Raw genomic sequence first — 992 nt, forward strand, 5'->3', positions numbered from 1 at the left:
GACCAGCACATGGTGCGCGGCCGTACCACCGCCCAGACCGGCCTGGTGCTGGGTCATGAGATCACCGGTGAAGTGATCGAGAAGGGCAGCGACGTCGAAAACCTGAAAATCGGCGACCTGGTCTCGGTACCCTTTAACGTTGCATGTGGGCGCTGCCGTTCCTGCAAAGAGCAACACACCGGCGTCTGCCTGACCGTCAACCCGGCCCGTGCTGGTGGTGCTTACGGCTACGTCGACATGGGCGACTGGACTGGCGGCCAAGCTGAATACGTGCTGGTGCCGTACGCCGACTTCAACCTGCTGAAACTGCCGGATCGCGACAAGGCCATGGAGAAAATCCGCGACCTGACCTGCCTGTCCGACATCCTCCCTACCGGTTACCACGGTGCCGTCACTGCCGGTGTCGGCCCGGGCAGCACGGTGTACATCGCTGGCGCCGGCCCAGTAGGCCTGGCCGCCGCCGCTTCGGCACGCCTGTTGGGCGCTGCGGTGGTGATCATCGGCGACGTCAACACCATCCGCCTGGCCCACGCCAAGGCCCAGGGTTTTGAAATCGTCGACCTGTCCAAAGACGCACCGCTGCACGAACAGATCGCCGCACTGCTGGGCGAACCGGAAGTCGATTGCGCCGTTGACTGCGTGGGCTTCGAAGCCCGTGGCCACGGTCACGACGGCGTCAAACACGAAGCCCCTGCCACCGTACTCAACTCCCTGATGGGCGTCGTCCGTGTAGCGGGCAAGATCGGCATCCCCGGCCTGTACGTTACCGAAGACCCGGGCGCAGTCGACGCTGCGGCAAAAATGGGCAGCCTGAGCATCCGCTTTGGCCTGGGCTGGGCCAAATCCCACAGCTTCCACACCGGCCAGACCCCGGTGATGAAGTACAACCGCGCACTGATGCAGGCGATCATGTGGGACCGCATCAACATCGCTGAAGTGGTGGGTGTGCAGGTGATCAGCCTGGATCAGGCGCCTGAGGGGTATGGCGAGTT

General features: G+C 63.8%; 1 protein-coding gene. It reads left to right on the top strand.

Annotated features, from left to right (window positions below; translation table 11 throughout):
* The coding region (gene fdhA / locus NR126_RS28365) for a formaldehyde dehydrogenase, glutathione-independent (RefSeq protein WP_256832479.1) at positions 1 to 992 on the top strand (992 nt) is incomplete at both ends.

It is taken from the genome of Pseudomonas sp. Pse1, from assembly GCF_024519635.1.
Taxonomy (GTDB): Bacteria; Pseudomonadota; Gammaproteobacteria; order Pseudomonadales; family Pseudomonadaceae; genus Aquipseudomonas.